Below are 17024 nucleotides of genomic sequence, written 5' to 3' on the forward strand. Positions count from 1 at the left end.
CGTCGACGTCGACGCCCACCTCGTCGGCTCGTCGCCCGAGCGCGGCGAGCGCGTCCGGGCTCGGATCCACCACGGAGACCCGGTGGCCGAGCTCGGCGACCCGGACGGCGAAGCCGCCGGTCCCCCCTCCGATGTCCAGCACGTCGAGGGAGGCGCCCTCGAGCACCGGACGCAACGCCGCCCAGACGACCGCCGTACGGGCGGCCCCGCGGCGCTCGCTGGTGCGTTCGTGCGGGCGGTCCGTGGCTGCCATGGGGCCACCCTAGGGTGCGCCACCCGCCTTCGGCGCCCGCACCCGACGCGGAACCCGCCCGGCGCGCGAGCTCAGCCCGCCCGGCGCACGACGTGCAGCCGAGCAGGGGCGTGCGGGACCAGACCCAGCGCCTGCTCGACCACGGCCAGGAACCGGTCCGCGTCGCGCACCAGGTCGTCGGCCTCGCGCTCGCTCACCGCCCGCCGCGACCCGGCCTCGGCCGCCGCCCGCTTGGCCGCCCCGGCCGCGAAGAAGGTCGCCCACTCGGCGAGCTCCGGCGCCACCTCGGTCAGGAGCACCCAGGCGTTCTTCTGCGGCCGTCGACGGGTCGGGGTGGGCCGGGCACGGGCGGCGAGCAGCGCGGCCGCGGCACGGAGCGCCGCCACGTGGGCGTGGGCGTACCGCTCGGGGACGTCGCTGGCGGCCATCGCCTCGCTCAGCGACTCCGCGGACCGGGCGAGGTAGGCATGGGTCGTCGCCGGCAGGGCGTACGGGCTGGGCTGCTGGAATCCGGACTGCTCCATGAGGACCACCTGACTGTCGGGTCTCGAACACGTGTTCGAACACCTCGAAGGTACACCGGCCCACCGACAGTCCGTCAAGGACGCCGGGCGAGGTAGCGGCGTGCGCCGGGTCAGACGGAGGTGGGCACCCGGCCCTCGCGCCGGCGGATGTAGCCGGTGGTGTCCGGGTGCCAGAGCAGGACGAGCACCGCGGCGTCCAGCGCGAGCGAGAGGACGGCGACGACGACGAACGGCGCCGGCGGGTCGGTGCGCAGCCCGGCCAGCGTCGCGACGGCCACCAGTGCCACCACCATCGCCATGGAGTGCCGCGCCCAGTTCGCGCCCGCGCGCAGGAAGGGGATCAGCACCCAGACCAGCCCGGCGAAGACGAGGAAGAGCACCACGGCCACGGGGAGGTAGGCCGGCTCCTTGATGTCGGCGTCGGCCGAGCGGCCACCGGTCCACCCGTCGAGCACCGAGTCGGGCAGCACCGCGGCGAGCAGGATGGCCACGGCGGCGAGGGCGACCAGTCCGACGAGGAGCTGCACCGCTCGCCGGACGGTCGTGGGGCGCTGGCTCATGGGCTCTCCTGGGCAGTGCAGTGGGGTGCGGGTCCGTTCCTCCCGGTGTGCCCTAAGGTCGCGGCATGACGACCGAGCACCCGTCGATCACCCGGTTCCGCGAGGAGCACGCACGGTTGGGAGGCACGGGGGAAGTGGTCATTCTGCCCGACGCGGCGCACACAGCGGCACTGGCGGCCGACGCCCTCGGGTGCGAGGTCGGCGCCATCGCCAACAGCCTTCTCTTCGACGGCGACGGGGCGCCGGTCCTGGTGCTGACCTCCGGGGCCCACCGGGTGGACACCGAGAAGGTGGCCGCGACCGTCGGCGTACGGCGACTGCGCCGTGCCACGCCCGAGCTCGTGCGCGAGGCAACCGGTCAGGTCATCGGCGGGGTCTCCCCCGTCGGCCATCCCGCGCCCGTCCCGACGTACCTGGACCGGTGGCTGGCCCGGCACCCGGTGCTCTGGGCGGCCGCCGGGCACCCGGCCGCGGTCTTCCGGACCAGCTACGACGAGCTGCTCACCCTCACCGGCGCGACCGAGATCGACGTGGAGTGACCCGACACGGGCAGCGACCACGGCGGTCGAGACCTGGCTGTACCCGCCCGCGCCACGCGCTGAGCCACCTCGCCTAGGCTTCGAACCGTGGCGACGGTCGTGGTGGTGGGCGGCGGCTTCGCCGGCCTCGCCGCAGCCGCGCGGCTGGCGAAGCTCGGGCACGCGGTGACCCTGGTCGAGCGCGCGGCCGCTCCCGGGGGCGCCCTGACCACGGTGACCGCCGGTGACTTCGCCTGGGACGCCGGCCCGACGTGGACGACGCTGCCGGCGGTCGTCCGCGACCTGTTCCGCAAGAGCGGCCGCCCGTTGGAGCGCGAGCTGGACCTGGTGCCGCTCGACCTGCTCCGCGAGCACCGGTTCGCCGACGGGACACGGGTGGCGGTGCCCGGCGGCTCCCGCGCCGCCCAGGTCGCGGCGTTCGAGGAGCTCGGCCGGGGGCTGGGCGAGCGCTGGGCAGCGCACGTCGCCTCCTACACCGACGTGTGGGAGGCGCTGCGCCGCGACTACCTCGAGGTGCCCTGGACCCCCGGCTCGCTCCCCCGGCGGCTCGAGCAGGTGCTGGACGGCCGGCAGAGCCTCCACCGTCGCCTGCGGCGCACCTTCCGCGACGAGCGGCTGGAGCTCGTGGCCGGCCACCCGGCCGTCGCGGAGGGGCACGACCTGCGCAACGTGCCCGCCTGGGCCGGCGTGACGGCGTACGTCGAGCAGCGGTTCGGCGCGTGGACGGTCGCCGACGGGATGGCACGGCTCACCGAGGCACTCGAACGGCGACTCGCCACCCGTGGGGTGACCGTGCTGACCGGCGCCGGGGTGCGTGACCTCGTGGTCCGCGGCGGCCGCGTGGTGGCGGCCGAGCTCGACGGTGGCGAGCAGCTCGACGCGGAGGTCGTCGTGGTCGCGGTCGACCCCCGGCGGCTGCCCACCCTGGCTCCCCTCGTGGAGCGGACCATGCCGGCCATGCCACCGGTCGTCGTGCACGTCGGCCTCACCGGGGAGCTGCCGGACCTCCCGCACGAGGTGGTCCTCCACGGCGACCCGCTGCTGGTGGTCCGCACCGGCGGCCGCGCACCCGCCGGCGCCCGGGCCTGGACGGTGCACGGGCGGGGACGGATCGCCGAGGACCTCCTCGTGGCGCTGGCCCGGCACGGCATCGACGTGCGCGACGCGGTGGTGGCCCGGGTCGACCGGAGCCCCCGGGACCTCGTCGAGCGCTGGGGCGGGTCGCCGTACGGCGTGCTGTGGCAGGGGCGGGGCACCGTCCACCGCCGCCTGGGTCCGACGACACCCGTCGCCGGGGTGTACGCCGCCGGGGCGCACGCGACGCCGGGCGCCGGACTGCCGTACGTCGGGCTCTCGGCCGCCCTGGTCGCGCAGGCCGTCGGGCCGGCCTGACGAGGCTCCGAGATGGACTCGACCGGGGCTAGACCGAGACGTTGAGCCGGGCGAAGATCTCGAGCGTCGCCTTCGACCGGTTGAGGGTGTAGAAGTGCAGCCCCGGCGCACCGCCGGCGAGCAGCTCCTCGCACAGCTCGGCGGCCATCGCGATGCCCTCGGCGCGCACCGCGGCCGGATCGCCCTCGCGCGCCGAGATCCGCCGCACGACCTCCTCGGGCACGTCGGCGCCGATCAGCTCGCCCTGCCGCCGGATGGCGGCGAGGTTCAGGATCGGCATGATGCCGGGCAGGATCGGCATGTCGACCCCCCGCGCGCGCACGCGCTCGACGAGGCCGAAGTAGTCCGCGGCGCGGAAGAACATCTGCGTGACGGCGAACTCGGCGCCGGCCCTGGCCTTGGCCACGAGCACGTCCGCGTCGTGGTCGAGCGACTCCGCGGTCGGGTGGCCCTCGGGGAACGCGGCGACGCCGACCCGGAAGTCGCCCCGCGACCGGGCCAGCTCGACGAGCTCGGTCGCGTAGCTCAGCCCGCCCTCGGTCGGGGTCCACGGCGCCCGTGGGCCGTCTGCGGGGTCTCCCCGCAGCGCCATCACGTGGTGGATGCCGGCCTCGTGGTAGGCGTCGAGGATCGCCTCGAGCTCGGTGCGGGTGTGCCCCACGCAGGTCAGGTGGGCCATCGGGATCAGCGACGTCTCCCGCGCGATCCGGCCGGTCACCCGGACGGTCGTGTCCCGGGTGGAGCCACCGGCGCCGTACGTGACCGACACGAACGTCGGCCGGTAGGGCTCCAGCGCGCGGATCGCCTCCCAGAGCTGCTGCTCCCCGGCCTCGTCCTTCGGGGGGAAGAACTCGAACGAGAAGGACTTCCCGCCCTCGCGGATCGTCTCCCCGAGCGAGCGCCCACGACCGGTCACCATGACGGAGAGCCTACGGTCGCTCCCGGCCCGAGCCGGCACGCGTCCACCCTCTAGTCTCGGGCGGGTGGAGAGCAACGGGTGGGACAGCGCCGGGTTCCGCGACCGGGTGCAGGTCGTCCTCGACGACTTCCTCGACACCCGGGCGGCCCAGCTCGCACCGCTCGGCGACGACGCGGCCCGGCTGCTGGCCGAGGCGCGGACCACGGTCCGGGGCGGCAAGCGGCTGCGCGCGTCGTTCTGCTGGTGGGGGCACCACGCCGTCGCTCCCGCGTCGGACGAGACCGCCGTGCTGCGCGCCTGCGCCGCACTGGAGCTGCTGCACGCCAGCGCGCTGGTGCACGACGACGTGATGGACGCCTCCGACACCCGGCGCGGACGTCCGGCCACCCACCGCCAGCTCGAGGGCGAGCACCGGGCCGCCGGGTGGCGCGGGGACCCCGCTCAGTACGGCGAGGCCGGCGCCATCATCCTGGGCGACCTGCTGCTCAGCTGGTCCGACCAGCTCCTGCGGCGCTGCGGACTTCCCCTGACCGAGGTCGCGCCCGCGCTGGAGGTCTTCGACCTGTGCCGTTCGGAGGTCGTCGCCGGCCAGTTCCTCGACGTGTCGGTGCAAGCCCGGGGGCGCGCGGACGTCGAGACCGCGATGACCGTGCTGCGCTACAAGTCCGCGAAGTACTCGATCGAGCGGCCGCTGCACATCGGTGCCGCGCTGGCCGGTGCCGGGCCGGCCGTGCTCGAGTCCCTGTCGGCCTTCGGCCTGCCGCTGGGCGAGGCCTTCCAGCTCCGCGACGACCTGCTGGGGGTCTTCGGGGACCCCGGGACCACCGGCAAGCCCGCGGGCGACGACCTCGTCGAGGGCAAGCGGACGGTGCTCGTGGCCCTCGCGCTGGACGCGGCGCCTCCGGCGGACGCGGCCCTGCTCGACCGCTCCCTGGGCACGCCGCTCGACGAGGCGAGCGTGGCGCGGCTGCGCGAGGTGATCGACGCCTCGGGCGCCCGGAGCCAGGTCGAGGCGGTCATCGAGCACCTGTCCGAGCTGGCCGTCACCGCGCTCGACAAGGCGCCGGTCGAGGCGGGGGCCCGCGACGCCCTCCGAGCGCTCGCCGAGGCTGCCACGCAGCGCACCGTCTGAGCGGGCGCCGGAGCCGGACCGCCCGGGAGCGGTCAGGCCGGAGGCCCGCCGAGCGCGGGCCCGTCGCCGCGCAGCAGGACCGCCAGCCCGGCATCGGCGAGGAGTCGCCGCACCAGCCCGAAGCCCCGAGGGTCGTCCGCCGCGAACCCGGCCCAGCCGTCCCAGAGCAGCAGCGTCCGCGACGGCGCCTCGATGTCGCCCAGGCAGTCGGCGAGCGCGTCGAGGTTCCGCCCCCACCAGTCCGGGAACCCCAGGGCGTCCCCGAGCGCCTCGAGGACCGCAGCCTTCGTGGGGTCGGCCACGGTGTCGGCGTGGCGCAGCCGCCACCGGGTGCCGGTCAGTGCCGCGGCGAGCGGCGTCGGGTCGCTCACCGGACCACCTCGGCGAACGAGGCGTAGTGGTCCGCGGTCCAGTACCACTCGCCGGGCGCCCCCTCGACGATCCGCCGCGGACCTCGGTGCCCGAGGCCGGGCGTGGGGACGGTGTACTCCCGGTAGTAGCCGTCGTCCCGGTCGGGGAGCAGGTCCTCGTAGTTGTGGAAGACCGTGCCGTCCTCGTCCTCGGGGAACGGCCCGCCCTCCTCGATGCGCTGCACCGTCCGGCGCGCCTCGGGCGGCAGCTCGTCGAGGAGGACGGTCGGGAGCCCGCTGCGCCCACGGTCAGCGTCCGGCGCCCCGTCGAGCGAACCGCCGCCGAGGACGAGACCCAGCACCACCAGGACGATCGCGGCGGCTGCGGCGGCGACCGCCTTCGTGCGCGCACCCACCGAGGGCCCCCGGACGCCGCTCAGAAGGCCATCGCCTGGGCGCGCCGCTTCACCTCGGAGCCGCGGTTCTCGCGCAGCGCGTCGATCGGGCGGCCCGGGAGCTCCTGGTCGAGGAAGAGCCAGGCGATGCACTCGCGGTCGTCGTACCCGCCGTCGTGGAGCACCGTGAGCAGCCCGGGCAGGCCCTTGACGGGGAAGCCGTCCTGGATGAAGTCGGCCGGCACCTGCTGGCCCGCCCCGGGCGTGGGCACGGCGGCGGCGAGCTCGTGGTCGCGGATCATCGTGCGGACCTTGGCCACGGTGACGTCGAGCCGACGCGCCGCCTCGGCCCAGTCCAGCCACTCCGGGACCAGCTCTGCGAGATCGTGGTCGGCGAGCGGGATGTCGGTCATGCCACCATCCTCCCACCCGGCCGCGCGCGGCCGCGCCACGCCGTGGACGTGCGCTCCCCCACTCTCCGCTCGTGGGCTTCGTACCATGGTCGCCGTCGGAGACTTCCCCCTCCGGCACGCAGGAGGGTCGCCGTGACGCCACGTGGTGATGCCCGGTCGGGCACCGACGTGCGCACGAACGACCCCGCGGACCGCCGGTCCGAGTGGCGCCTCGAGGGCCGGCTGCTCGACGGGCGCTACCGGGTCGGGCCGCGCATCGCCCGCGGCGGCATGGCCAGCGTCCACGAGGCCACCGACATCCGGCTCGACCGCACGGTGGCCGTCAAGGTGATGCACCCGGGCCTCGGTGACGACGACGAGTTCGCCGCGAGGTTCGTCCGCGAGGCCCGAGCCGCTGCCCGTCTCTCCCACCCCAACGTCGTCGGCGTCTACGACCAGGGCGACGACGACGGCACCGTCTTCCTCGCCATGGAGCTCGTCGACGGCCACACCCTGCGCGACACCATCGCCAAGGAGAGCCCGATGCCGACGGGGCGTGCCCTCGCCCTGCTCGAGCCGGTCCTCTCGGCGCTCGCCGCCGCCCACCGCGCCGGCCTGATCCACCGCGACGTCAAGCCGGAGAACGTGCTGGTCGCCGCGGACGGCCGGATCAAGGTCGCCGACTTCGGGCTGGCGAAGGCGGTCAGCGCCGACACCCAGCACACCGCGACCGGCGGCGTGCTCATCGGCACGGTCTCCTACCTGGCACCCGAGCTGGTCGTCGACGGGCGCGCCGACGCCCGGGCCGACGTCTACGCGGCCGGCGTCCTCCTCTACGAGCTGCTCACCGGGCGCAAGCCCCACGAGGGCGAGTCGCCGATCCAGGTCGCCTACAAGCACGTCCACGAGGACGTGCCCGCACCCTCGGCCGCGGTCCCCGGCATCCCGGCGTACGTCGACGCGCTGGTCGCCCGGGCGACCGCCCGGGACCGGGCCCAGCGCCCGGCGGACGCCGCCGTGCTGCTGCACCAGCTGCACCGGGTCGCGCACGCCGTCGACACCGGCGTCCGGGAGGATCCCGAGCTCGAGGCGGACCTGCGGCCCCGCCCGGTCCTCGGCGGCGACACCGGCGAGCTCACCCAGCCGTTGCTGCCGCCCGGCCTGCAGACCACGCAGCTGCGGCTCCCGGCCGGACGACAGGACTCCACCGACCACCCGGCCGACCACCCGGCCGGCCACCCGAGCGTCCACCCCCGCGCCGCCGGCGACCCCGGTGTCACCACCACGCGCACCGCCCCGGCCCACCCCGGCCCCGGCCACCCCCCGCGGTCACGCAGGGGGCTCGTGGCGCTGCTCGTCGCGCTGCTGCTCGCAGCCGGGCTCGGCACCGGCGCCTGGTGGTACGGCGTCGCGCGCTGGACCACCACCCCGGGGCTGATCGGGCTCGACCGGGCGGCGGCGGTCGCCGAGCTCGAGGACGCCGGGCTGGCGGCGGAGCTGGCGTCGCGGGAGTTCTCCCGCACGGTGCCCGCCGGCGAGGTGATGCGCACCGAGCCGGCCGCCGGTGACCGGGTGCTGGACGGCGGCACGGTGACGCTGGTGATCAGCAAGGGCGAGGAGCTCTACGACGTACCCAAGCTGCGCGGCAAGACCGAGGACGAGGCGCAGGACGCGCTGGCCGAGCTGAGCCTGGAGTTCGGCGGCTCGGTGCGGCGCTTCTCCGAGAAGGTCCCCGAGGGCGTCGTGATGGCCAGCGACCCGAAGCCGGGCACGACGCTGCGCCCGGGCTCCGTGGTCGACCTCGTGGTGAGCAAGGGCCGGCGGCCGATCGAGGTGCGCGACTGGACGGGCAAGGACGCCGACCGGGCGCAGGCACGGATGGAGCGGCAGGGCCTGGTCGTCGAGGTCGTCGACGAACAGTACTCCGACACCGTCGACGCCGGCGGCGTGATCAGCCAGACTCCCGCCTCCGGGCAGCTCTTCAAGGGCGACCGGGTCGCGCTCGTCGTCTCGCTGGGGCCGGAGCTGGTGGCGGTGCCGAACGTCCGCGCGTCGGGCGTCGAGGCCGCCACCCTCGAGCTCGAGGCGCTGGGCTTCGTCGTCGAGACCCGGAAGGCCGGCGGGCACCTCGGGCTGGGTTATGTCTTCTCGACCGACCCGGAGCCCGGCGAGCTGGTGCCCCGGGGCTCGACGATCACGTTGAGCATCATCTGAACGGGTAGCCTCCGCGGGTGCTCGTGCCCGACCCGGTCCTCCGCAACCCGATCGGGACGCACCTCAACGTCGGCAAGGGCCTCCGTGCCGGCGCGCTCGCCCAGGCCGACGCGCTGGGCTGCGAGACGTTCCAGGTCTTCTGCGGCAACCCGCGCGGGTGGGCGCTCAGCGAGGGCAGACCCGCCGAGGACGCGGCGTTCCGCGCGGAGCTCGAGCGCCGGGAGATGCGCGTCTTCGTCCACGCGCCGTACCTGGTGAACCTCGGCTCGCCCACCGCGCAGACCTTCGAGCGCTCGGTCGCCAGCGTGGCGCACAACCTCCGGCGCGCCGCCGAGATCGGAGCCGAGGGGGTCGTCGTCCACACCGGCTCCTACGTGGCGGCCGACGACACCACCGAGCGTCTCGGGACCGCCCTGCGCCAGGTCCGTGAGGGCTTGCTGCCGCTGCTCGACGCCGTCGCCGACGACGACGCGCCCTGGCTCCTCCTCGAGCCCACGGCCGGCCAGGGACGGTCGCTGTGCGCGGGGGTCGAGGACCTCACGGCGTACCTCGACGCCCTCGACCACCACCCGAAGGCCGGCATCTGCCTCGACACCTGCCACGTCTTCGCGGCCGGGGCGCCGCTGAACGAGCCCGGCGGCGCCGCGGCGACGCTGGAGCGGATCGTGGAGATCGGCGGTCCGGGTCGGCTGCGGCTGCTGCACGCCAACGACTCCATGGACGTGCGCGGCGCGTTCAAGGACCGGCACCAGAACATCGGGGCCGGCCACATCGGCGTCGAGCCCTTCCTCGAGCTGCTCGCCCACCCCGCCACCGAGGGCGTCCCCCTCATCGCCGAGACCCCCGGCTCCCGCGACCACGGCGGCGACGTGCAGCTGCTGCAGGAGCTGCGCAGCAAGGCACTGGGATGAGCGCCACCGAGAGCAGCCACGCCGCCACCGACCGACGTACGACGCTCCTGGCGACCGCCGCGCTGCTGGCGATGACGGCGTGCTGGGGCTCGACGTTCTTCCTCATCAAGGACCTGCTCGACCGGGTACCCACCCTCGACTTCCTCGCCGTGCGGTTCGCGATCGCCGGAGTGGTGATGGTGGCGGTCGCGCCGCGCGCCGTCCGGCTCCTCTCCCCCGCCTCCCGGCGACAGGCGGTCGTCCTGGGCGGGGTCTACGGCCTGGCCCAGATCCTGCAGACCGCCGGCCTGGCGCACACGGCGGCGTCGGTCTCGGGATTCATCACGGGGATGTACGTCGTGCTGACACCGGTGCTCGCCGCCGTGCTGCTCCGCAGCCGGACCACGCCCGTCACCTGGGGCGCCGTGGCACTGGCGACCGCCGGGCTGGCGGTGCTCACGCTGCAGGGGTTCAGCGTCGGGTACGGCGAGGCGATCACGCTGGTGAGCGCGGTGCTCTACGCCCTGCACATCGTCGGTCTCGGTGCCTGGTCGAACGCCCGCGAGGCGCTCGGGATGTCGATCGTCCAGCTGCTCGTCATCGCGGTGATCTGCCTGGTCGCCACGGCGCCGGACGGGATCGTGCTCCCGCCGACGCTGATCGACTGGCTCTCCGTGCTCTACATGGCGCTCTTCGCCGGTGCGGCGGCCCTCATCGGTCAGACCTGGGCCCAGGCGCACCTGCCACCGACCCGGACGGCGATCATCATGAGCATGGAACCCGTCTTCGCGGCGCTCTTCGCCGTCCTCCTCGGTGGCGAGTCGCTCACCGGCCGGATGTTCCTCGGTGGCGCGATGGTGCTGGCCGCCATGCTGGCCGTCGAGCTCGCGCCCCGGCGCAAGCTCGAGGGCGAGGTCCAGCACCTCGCGGTCTGAGCCGGGGCCCAGGTCAGAGCGCGGCGAGGGCCGCGGCCGCCTTCTCGGCGTCCTCGCGGGTGACGTCGAGGTGGGTGACCAGCCGGACCGTCGTGGGGCCGACCATCGCGACCCGGACGCCGGCGTCCGCCGCCCGCGCCACGAAGTCCGGCGCGTCGGTGCGGGGAACCACGACGATGTTGGTGTCGACGCTGTCGGGATCGACCCCGCAGGCCTCGGCGAGCAGCCGCGCGTGCGCGTGGTCGTCGGCCAGCCGCTCGAGGTGGTGCTCCAGCGCGTGCAGGCCGGCCGCCGCGAGGATCCCCACCTGGCGCATGCCGCCGCCCATCCGCTTGCGCCACACGCGGGTCTCGGCGATCACGTCGGCCGTGCCGAGGGTGAGCGAGCCGACCGGCGCGCCGAGCCCCTTGGAGAGGCAGACCGCCATCACGTCGGCCACCGCGCCGTACTCGGCGAGCGGGGTGCCGGTGGCGACGTGGGCGTTCCAGATCCGGGCGCCGTCCACGTGCACCGCGGCGCCGGCCGCCGTGGCCAGCTCCCGCAGGTCCTGCAGGTCACCGATCGGCAGCACCGCACCGCCGGCGAAGTTGTGGGTGCACTCGACGGAGATCGCGGCGGTCCGGACGAAGAAGGGCCCGAGGTCGGGTGCGAACATCCGCCGCACCATCGGCAGGTCGACCTGGCCCCGCGGGTCGTACCAGGTGCGCATGGTGACCCCGCTGTACGCGCCGTGCGCGCCGAGCTCCGCGCGGGCGATGTGCGCGGAGGCCTCGCAGAGCACCTCCTGGCCGGGGGCGACGACCGCGCGGACAGCCAGCACGTTGGCCATCGACCCGGTCGGCATGAACAGCGCGGCCTCGTGGCCGAACAGCTCCGCGACCCGCTCCTCCAGGAGCCGGACCGTCGGGTCCTCGCCGTACACGTCGTCGCCGACCTCGGCGCGCGCCATCGCGCGACGCATCTCCTCCGTCGGTCGGGTGAGGGTGTCAGAGCGGAGGTCGATCACGCCGGGGCCCGTCCTCAGGCCTTGCGCAGCATCTCTGCCACGAGGAACGCCAGCTCCAGCGACTGCACCCGGTTCAGGCGCGGGTCGCAGACCGACTCGTAGCGGTGCGCGAGGTCGACGTCGGTGAGGTTGTCGCCGCCGCCGACGCACTCGGTGACGTCGTCACCGGTGAGCTCCACGTGGATGCCGCCGGGCCAGGTGCCCAGCGAGCGGTGCACGTCGAAGAACCCCTGCACCTCGTCGATGACGTCGTCGAAGCGGCGGGTCTTGTAGCCCGAGCTGGCCTCGAAGGTGTTGCCGTGCATCGGGTCGCACACCCACGCGACCTCGACGCCCTCCGCGGCGACCTTCTCCACCAGCTGCGGCAGGCCGTCGCGGATCCGCCCGGCGCCGAACCGGGTGATGAAGGTGAGCCGGCCCGGCTCGTTGAGCGGGTTGAGCCGCGAGGCCAGCGCGAGCGCGTCGTCGGGCGTGGTGGTGGGACCGAGCTTGACGCCGATCGGGTTGCGGATGTGGCTGAGCAGCTCCACGTGGGCGTTGTCGAGCTGGCGGGTGCGCTCGCCGATCCAGACCATGTGGCCGGACACGTCGTAGGGCTGCTGCGTGCGCGAGTCGATGCGGGTCATGGCGTGCTCGTACTCGAGCACCAGCGCCTCGTGGCTGGAGTGGAAGTCGACCCGGTGGAACTCGACCGGGTCGGCGCCGATGGCGGCCATGAAGGTCAGCGCGCGCTCGATCTCGCTCGCCACGGCCTCGTAGCGCTGGCCCACCGGGGACTCGCGCACGAAGTCGGTGTTCCAGGCGTGCACCTGGCGCAGGTCGGCGTAGCCACCGGTGACGAAGGCACGGATCAGGTTCAGGGTCGCCGCGGAGCTGTTGTAGACGTCGACCAGCCGCTGCGGGTCGGGGACCCGCGACTCAGCGGTGAAGTCGTAGCCGTTGACCGCGTCGCCGCGGTAGGCCGGGAGCGTGACCTGCTGGCCGTCGGCCAGCGTGCGGGTCTCGAAGTCCGAGGAGCGGGGCTTGGCGTACTGGCCCGCCAGCCGGCCCACCTTGACCACCGGGACGGATGCGGCGTACGTCAGCACGACGGCCATCTGCAGCAGCACCCGCAGCTTGTTGCGCACGTTGTCGGCCGTCACGCCCGAGAACGTCTCGGCGCAGTCGCCGCCCTGGAGCAGGAACGCCTCGCCGCGGGCGACGGCCGCGATCTTGTCCTTGAGCTCGTCGCACTCACCGGCGAAGACCAGCGGCGGAAGGGTCCGCAGCTTCGAGACGGCAGTGTCGACCGCCTCGGAGTCGGGGTACGTCGGCTGCTGGGCGGGGCCCATGGCGTGCAGGGTGGCGAGGTCGGGGATGCTCACCGGTCAAGCGTACGCGCGCACCGGTGCGTGCCCGGAATCAGCGCACGGAGCCGAGACGCGCCCCTCGGTCCGCGCGCTCGGAGTCAGTCGTCGAGGCTCTCGATGTCGCGGAAGCCCGTCTTCTGGGCCCGGAGGCCACGGTTGGCCAACCAGGTCAGCGCCCACAGGCCGACGCCGATGAGCAGGAGCGCCCCGGCGATGGCGTACTGGATGTGGTCCTCCTCGTCGCGTGCCCACGGTCCGACGAGGAACGCCGCGGTCACCGCGCCAGCCCACGGGGTCCAGGCCGGCGCCCGGAACGACGGCTTCGCGTCCGGGCGCCGGCGCAGGACCAGGCAGGCGACGTTGACGACCGTGAACACCCCGAGCAGCAACAGCGCCGTGGTGCCGGCGAGGGCGACCACCACGTCGCTCTCCGACTGGAGGCGGACGTAGGTGATGAGACCGAGGGCGAGGACCGTGGTGAAGGTGATGGCCGCCCACGGCGACCGGCGGGTGGGCAGCACGGCACCGAGCGCACGCGGCAGGACGTCCTGCTTGGCCATGCCGTAGACCAGGCGGCTGGCCATCAGCATGTTGATCAGGGCCGTGTTGGCGACGGCGAAGACGGTGAGGAAGGGGAAGACGGTGTCGATCGGGAGGCCCGGCGCCCCGACACGGACGACGTCGAGCAGGATGCCCGCCTCGGGGTTGACCGGATCGGCGATGTCGCCCGGCGGGATCACCACCACCACGGCGATCGCGACGAGGACGTAGAGCAGCGCGCAGATGCCGAGGGCGGTGAGCATGATCCGCGGGAACGTGCGCGCGGGGTCCTTGACCTCCTCCACCATGTTCACCGAGTCCTCGAAGCCGACCATCGCAAAGAACGCGACGGTCGTGGCCACGGTGACGGCGACGAACACGTTCTTGTCCCCGGGCGACTCGAAGACGACCACCCGGCCGACGTCACCGTCGTTCGCCATCGCCCAGACCCCGATGGCGATGATCACGCCGAGCGCCACCACCACGACTGACGTCAGGACCAGGTTGAACCGCACGCTCTCGCCCACGCCGCGCAGGTTGACCGCCGCCAGCAGCACCATGAAGCCGAGTGCGACCAGCAGGGTCGCGGTCTCTCCCGTCGGCACGCCCCCGATCACCTCGTCCAGGCCGAGGAGGAGGTTCGAGGCGACCAGTCCCGAGGAGGTCGACGCGCTGGTGATGCCGGAGCAGACCACGGCGAAGGCGACGAGGAACGTCGCGAAGTGCAGGCCGAACGCCTTGTGCACGAACAACGCCGCCCCGGCGGCCTGCTGGTGCTCGGTGACCAGCTCCAGGTAGGACAGCGCGGTCAGGGAGGCCACGGCGAACGCCACGAGGAACGGCAACCACGCCACGCCGCCGACCTCGGACGCGACGTCGCCGGTGATGGCGAAGATCCCGGCGCCGATGATGTCGCCGATGATGAAGAACAGCAGGAGCCGGGGGCCCATCACCCGCTTGAGGGCGGGTCCGGAACCAGGGTCGTCGACGTCAGGCGCCGTGCTGGAGGCGGTCATGGAGGAGAAGTTGCCCTCCCCCGAACGGGCGAAACGTCCCCGGGCTCACGTGGACTCGATGACCCCGAGCCGCTCGAGGAGGACCAGGAAGGCGACGGCGAAGTCGTTCTCCGCCGTCGCCTCGCGGACGTGGTCCCAGTCGACCTGCTCCCGCACGGCGCGGGCCACCGGCAGGGTCTTGCTGAAGTCGCAGGCGTGCTCCTCGAGCGCGTTGAGCTTGTGCCCCATGAGCACGGTGGTGGAGAGCACCGGCATCTGCACCGACTCCACCTCGATCGGGTCGACCTCCGCGAGCACCTCCCGCGTGACCGAGATCCCGTTGGTCCGGAACAGGACGTCGACCATCGCGCCGTCGACGAAGACCTTGAACAGCCAGTCCTCCGGCGGCTGCACCACGTCGAGCCCCTCCTCGGCCAGCAGCTCGGCGGCGCGGGCGGAGTCCTCCTCGGCGACGACGAAGTCGACGTCGTGCTCGGGCTCCGGCCCGCCGCGCGCCCAGAGGGCGTAGCCCCCGGCGAGCGCGAAGGGCACGTCACCCTGCTTGAGGGTGACCGCGACCAGCTTCAGCGCTTCGCGGAGTGGATTCTGCTCGACGTCGCCATGGCTCACGGGGAGCGGTGTACCCGACCGGCACCGCGGGTACACGGCCCGCCGATGCGCCTGGTCACCTTCAACATCCTCAACGGCCGCCACCCCGCCGACGACCACGTCGACGTGGCCGCCTTCGCCGAGGCGGTCCGCTCGCTGGACGCCGACGTGCTGGCCCTGCAGGAGGTCGACCGCAACCAGCCGAGGTCCGAGCGGGCCGACCTCACCGCCGTCGCCGCGGAGGCGATGGGCGCCGTCGACCACCGGTTCGTGGCCGCACTCAGCGGCAGCCCGGGCGCCACCTGGGTCGCCGCGACCGGCGAGGAGCAGCCGGACGCCGCGGCGTACGGCATCGCCCTGCTCAGCCGCCGGCCGGTCAGCGCCTGGCAGATCGTGCGGCTCCCCGTGCTGCGCACCCGGGTGCCGATGTGGTTCCGCGGCAGCCGGGTGCCGACGATGGTCCGCGACGAGCCGCGGGTCGGGGTGGCGGCCCAGGTGCAGGTCGACGGGGAGGCCGGCGGCGGCTGCCTCACCGTGGCCAACACCCACCTGTCGTTCGTGCCGTGGTGGAACGGTCGGCAGCTGCGCTCGCTGGTCTCCTCCCTCGAGGCCTCACCCCGTCCGCTCGCGGTGGTCGGCGACCTCAACATGGACGGCGACCGCGCCGGCCGGATCTCCGGCCTGCGTGGGGTCACCACCCAGCCGACGTTCCCCGCCCACGCGCCGGTCGAGCAGCTCGACCACGTGCTGGCGGACGGACGGATGCGCGTCCGGTCCACCGAGGCACGCGAGCTGCCCCTCTCCGACCACCGGGCGCTCGTGGTGGACCTGGAGCTCTGACCGGCCGGGGTTACCCGAAGAAGACCTGCGCCTCGGCGTACTCCTCCGGGCTGACGACCTTCAGCTCACCGGTCCCCTCGACCAGCGGCACCCGGACGATCTTGGTGCCGCGCAGCGCCATCATGGTGCCGAAGTCACCGTCCGCGACGGCGTCGATCGCCTGCAGTCCGAAGCGGGTGGCGAGCCAGCGGTCGAAGGCGGTCGGCGTGCCGCCGCGCTGGACGTGGCCGAGGACGACCGCGCGGGCCTCCTTGCCGGTGCGCTGCTCGATCTCCTGGGCGAGGCGGTCGCCGATGCCGCCGAGGCGGACGTGCCCGAAGGCGTCCTTCTCCCCCGACTGCAGCGTCATGCCGCCACCCTCGAGCGGCACGGCGCCCTCGGAGACCACGATGATCGGGGCGTACTCCGACTCGAAGCGGCTCTCGACGTGCGCGCACACCTTCTCGATGTCGAAGGGCTGCTCAGGGATCAGCACCGCGCTGGCGCCGCCCGCGATGCCCGCGTGGAGGGCGATCCAGCCGGCGTGGCGGCCCATCACCTCGACGACGAGCACCCGGTGGTGCGACTCGGCGGTGGTGTGCAGCCGGTCGATCGCCTCGGTGGCGATGTTGACCGCCGTGTCGAAGCCGAAGGTGAAGTCGGTGCCGGAGAGGTCGTTGTCGATCGTCTTCGGGACGCCGACGACGTCCACGCCGAGGTCGGCCAGCTTCGTCGCCACACCCAGCGTGTCCTCCCCGCCGATGGCGACCAGCGCGTCGACGCCCTGGGCGGCGAGGTTCTCCTTGATCCGCTCGACGCCGTCCTCGACCTTGAACGGGTTGGTCCGGGAGGAGCCGAGGATGGTGCCGCCGCGGGGCAGGATGCCTCGGCACTGCTCGATGCCGAGCTCCATCGTCAACCCCTCGAGCGGCCCCTTCCACCCGTCGCGGAAGCCCACGAGCTCGAAGCCGTGCTCGCGGACCCCCTTGCGGACGACCGCCCGGATGACGGCGTTGAGGCCGGGGCAATCCCCGCCTCCGGTGAGCACTCCGACGCGCATGGTGCCTCCTTGCTGGCTCGAGAAGTGGCTCGAGAGGGTGTCGTAGAGATGGATTGGATCGATCCAGACGTGGCGACCCTAGTCGTCCGACGCTGAGCGGCCAACGGTTCCGGCCGGGCGCACCGCCAGGCGCCGTCCGCTCGCTAACCTC

At 73.9% G+C, this 17024-nt stretch carries 19 protein-coding genes; 7 read left to right on the forward strand and 12 right to left on the reverse strand.

Annotation, left to right across the window (positions count from 1 at the left end):
* From ACSMHG_RS09045 to ACSMHG_RS09055, 3 genes are all read right to left on the reverse strand, one after another.
* Nucleotides 1-253: class I SAM-dependent methyltransferase (locus ACSMHG_RS09045; protein WP_435743900.1), on the reverse strand; the 253-nt coding region annotated here is incomplete at its 3' end.
* A 71-nt stretch (nt 254-324) separates the two neighbouring features.
* A complete protein-coding gene (locus ACSMHG_RS09050) occupies nt 325-777 on the reverse strand; it encodes an SAV_6107 family HEPN domain-containing protein (RefSeq protein WP_435743902.1) in 453 nt (150 codons plus the stop codon).
* 110 nt (nt 778-887) lie between these two features.
* Nucleotides 888-1337: a hypothetical protein gene (locus ACSMHG_RS09055; RefSeq protein WP_435743905.1), complete on the reverse strand. Its 450-nt coding sequence runs from the start codon at nt 1335-1337 to the stop codon at nt 888-890.
* 65 nt (nt 1338-1402) lie between these two features.
* On the opposite strand from ACSMHG_RS09055, the gene ACSMHG_RS09060 reads away from it, so the two are divergent.
* On the forward strand, nt 1403-1876 hold the full coding sequence (locus ACSMHG_RS09060; protein ID WP_435743907.1) for a YbaK/EbsC family protein: 474 nt from the start codon (nt 1403-1405) through the stop codon (nt 1874-1876).
* Between the two features lie 87 nt (nt 1877-1963).
* Nucleotides 1964-3268, forward strand: a complete 1305-nt coding sequence (locus ACSMHG_RS09065) for a phytoene desaturase family protein (protein ID WP_435743909.1) — start codon at nt 1964-1966, stop codon at nt 3266-3268.
* Between the two features lie 28 nt (nt 3269-3296).
* On the opposite strand, the gene metF is transcribed toward ACSMHG_RS09065, so the two are convergent.
* On the reverse strand, nt 3297-4187 hold the full coding sequence (metF, locus tag ACSMHG_RS09070; RefSeq protein WP_435743911.1) for a methylenetetrahydrofolate reductase [NAD(P)H]: 891 nt from the start codon (nt 4185-4187) through the stop codon (nt 3297-3299).
* A 64-nt stretch (nt 4188-4251) separates the two neighbouring features.
* Between metF and ACSMHG_RS09075 the strand changes: the two genes are divergently transcribed.
* Nucleotides 4252-5319 (forward strand): polyprenyl synthetase family protein, encoded by a 1068-nt coding sequence (locus ACSMHG_RS09075; protein WP_435743913.1) that lies wholly within the window; start codon nt 4252-4254, stop codon nt 5317-5319.
* A 32-nt stretch (nt 5320-5351) separates the two neighbouring features.
* Here the strand turns inward: ACSMHG_RS09075 and ACSMHG_RS09080 are convergent, their stop codons facing one another.
* The 3 genes from ACSMHG_RS09080 to ACSMHG_RS09090 are packed head-to-tail and all read right to left on the reverse strand — an operon-like array spanning nt 5352 to nt 6477.
* Nucleotides 5352-5690 (reverse strand): barstar family protein, encoded by a 339-nt coding sequence (locus ACSMHG_RS09080; protein ID WP_435743916.1) that lies wholly within the window; start codon nt 5688-5690, stop codon nt 5352-5354.
* Nucleotides 5687-6085 (reverse strand): guanyl-specific ribonuclease, encoded by a 399-nt coding sequence (locus tag ACSMHG_RS09085; RefSeq protein WP_435743919.1) that lies wholly within the window; start codon nt 6083-6085, stop codon nt 5687-5689. Before ACSMHG_RS09085 ends, ACSMHG_RS09080 begins: the two co-directional genes overlap by 4 nt.
* Before the next feature lie 20 nt (nt 6086-6105).
* Entirely contained in the window at nt 6106-6477 is a 372-nt protein-coding gene (locus ACSMHG_RS09090) for an Rv2175c family DNA-binding protein (protein WP_435743921.1), read from the reverse strand.
* A gap of 132 nt (nt 6478-6609) precedes the next feature.
* Here ACSMHG_RS09090 and pknB point away from each other — a divergent pair, with 132 nt between their 5' ends.
* From pknB to ACSMHG_RS09105, 3 genes are read left to right on the forward strand one after another with little or no spacing between them, the layout of a single operon-like run.
* Entirely contained in the window at nt 6610-8670 is a 2061-nt protein-coding gene (pknB, locus tag ACSMHG_RS09095) for a Stk1 family PASTA domain-containing Ser/Thr kinase (RefSeq protein WP_435743923.1), read from the forward strand.
* A gap of 17 nt (nt 8671-8687) precedes the next feature.
* Complete coding sequence (locus ACSMHG_RS09100) at nt 8688-9581, forward strand: deoxyribonuclease IV (RefSeq protein ID WP_435743926.1); 894 nt, start codon at nt 8688-8690, stop codon at nt 9579-9581.
* Entirely contained in the window at nt 9578-10495 is a 918-nt protein-coding gene (locus tag ACSMHG_RS09105; RefSeq protein WP_435743928.1) for a DMT family transporter, read from the forward strand. Before ACSMHG_RS09100 ends, ACSMHG_RS09105 begins: the two co-directional genes overlap by 4 nt.
* 13 nt (nt 10496-10508) lie before the next feature.
* Here the strand turns inward: ACSMHG_RS09105 and ACSMHG_RS09110 are convergent, their stop codons facing one another.
* The 4 genes from ACSMHG_RS09110 to ACSMHG_RS09125 form a co-directional block, all read right to left on the reverse strand.
* Nucleotides 10509-11501 (reverse strand): threonine aldolase family protein, encoded by a 993-nt coding sequence (locus tag ACSMHG_RS09110; protein WP_435743931.1) that lies wholly within the window; start codon nt 11499-11501, stop codon nt 10509-10511.
* A 14-nt stretch (nt 11502-11515) separates the two neighbouring features.
* Nucleotides 11516-12832, reverse strand: a complete 1317-nt coding sequence (locus ACSMHG_RS09115; RefSeq protein WP_435744138.1) for a class II 3-deoxy-7-phosphoheptulonate synthase — start codon at nt 12830-12832, stop codon at nt 11516-11518.
* Nucleotides 12833-12948: 116 nt separating this feature from the next.
* Nucleotides 12949-14406 carry an APC family permease gene (locus tag ACSMHG_RS09120; protein WP_435743934.1) on the reverse strand — a complete coding sequence of 486 codons (1458 nt, stop codon included), beginning with the start codon at nt 14404-14406 and terminating at the stop codon, nt 12949-12951.
* A 45-nt stretch (nt 14407-14451) separates the two neighbouring features.
* Nucleotides 14452-15015 (reverse strand): nucleotidyltransferase family protein, encoded by a 564-nt coding sequence (locus ACSMHG_RS09125; protein ID WP_435743937.1) that lies wholly within the window; start codon nt 15013-15015, stop codon nt 14452-14454.
* A gap of 45 nt (nt 15016-15060) precedes the next feature.
* Between ACSMHG_RS09125 and ACSMHG_RS09130 the strand changes: the two genes are divergently transcribed.
* Nucleotides 15061-15834 (forward strand): endonuclease/exonuclease/phosphatase family protein, encoded by a 774-nt coding sequence (locus ACSMHG_RS09130; RefSeq protein ID WP_435743939.1) that lies wholly within the window; start codon nt 15061-15063, stop codon nt 15832-15834.
* A gap of 10 nt (nt 15835-15844) precedes the next feature.
* Here the strand turns inward: ACSMHG_RS09130 and ACSMHG_RS09135 are convergent, their stop codons facing one another.
* Entirely contained in the window at nt 15845-16873 is a 1029-nt protein-coding gene (locus ACSMHG_RS09135) for a 6-phosphofructokinase (RefSeq protein ID WP_435743941.1), read from the reverse strand.
* Nucleotides 16874-17024: the final 151 nt, after the last annotated feature.

The sequence above is a fragment of the Nocardioides ureilyticus genome (assembly GCF_051280745.1).
Classification (GTDB): domain Bacteria; phylum Actinomycetota; class Actinomycetes; order Propionibacteriales; family Nocardioidaceae; genus Nocardioides.